Genomic DNA, 1,034 nt, shown 5'->3' on the forward strand with positions numbered 1-1,034 from the left:
AGGCATGATGATGAAAATAACTAGAAATAAAGTCATTAAAAAATAATTATGGAAAAGGTGCCAATTTAGTAAAAGCTGTCGATGGAGTTGATCTGTCTATCGAAGAAGGCGAATTTGTTGCAATAGCAGGTTCATCTGGTTCAGGCAAGTCCACACTGCTTCATATGATGGGTGGATTAGACAAACCGACTGAAGGGAAAGTGCTGATAGATGGTAAGGATCTATACTCCATGAATGATGACATTTTAGCCATATTTCGAAGGAGAAAGATCGGCTTTGTTTTTCAAGCTTATAATTTAATCCCGGTATTGAATGTATGGGAAAATATCACTTTGCCTATAGAATTTGATTTAAAGAGAAGCAGCAGACCTTTTTCGATACTCTTTGATATATCTCCACGCTATTTTCATGTATCTTAACAAGATTCTCCCCCCTTGTTAAGAATCTTTCCGTCTCTTCGATGCGCACTATTCTGCCTGCCATTTGGGCTAGTTTTTCATCATGGGTAATCATCACCAAAGTCTGATGGTATATTCTAACAGATTGTTTTAAAAGATTTACTACTTCCAGGCTGGTTTTGGAATCAAGATTCCCTGTTGGTTCGTCTGCCAGTACTATAGACGGCCTGGTAGCTAAGGCCCTGGCTATGGCTATTCTCTGCTGCTGCCCGCCAGATAGTTGATTGGGAAGAGCATTTTTCTTGTCAATGATTTTCAATGTTCGCATCAGCTCTTCTATAAACTCTTTGTCTATTCCTACTGAAGTCTCTACAGAATCTTCTTTGCCAGCTAAATACTCATCATTAAAAGCAACAAAGGCATCTCGAAAATCATGACTTTGGCTGTGCAATCTGTTTTCAACGATTCCGACTAATTTAAATTCCTTTTCTCCATGCTCATATAAAGAAACTTTTATATTTCCATTTAGTTGATGGGGCAGGTTTCAGCCTTGTCCAAAACCCATTTTTTCCAGTTGCAATTTCGTTCGGTTCTGATTCGGATACTTTCCCTCAACTGATTTTTTGTACTCCAGCA

Annotated in this window: 2 protein-coding genes; one reads left to right on the forward strand and one right to left on the reverse strand. The window is 38.5% G+C overall.

Annotation, left to right across the window (positions count from 1 at the left end):
* Positions 1–122: 122 nt before the first annotated feature.
* Entirely contained in the window at positions 123–419 is a 297-nt protein-coding gene (locus SSCH_RS17520; RefSeq protein WP_456300458.1) for an ATP-binding cassette domain-containing protein, read from the forward strand.
* Here the strand turns inward: SSCH_RS17520 and SSCH_RS17525 are convergent.
* Entirely contained in the window at positions 337–849 is a 513-nt protein-coding gene (locus SSCH_RS17525; RefSeq protein WP_198142241.1) for an ATP-binding cassette domain-containing protein, read from the reverse strand. The genes SSCH_RS17520 and SSCH_RS17525 overlap by 83 nt on opposite strands.
* Positions 850–1,034: the final 185 nt, after the last annotated feature.

Source organism: Syntrophaceticus schinkii (genome assembly GCF_000946815.1).
In the GTDB taxonomy this organism is placed as follows: domain Bacteria; phylum Bacillota; class DSM-12270; order Thermacetogeniales; family Thermacetogeniaceae; genus Syntrophaceticus; species Syntrophaceticus schinkii.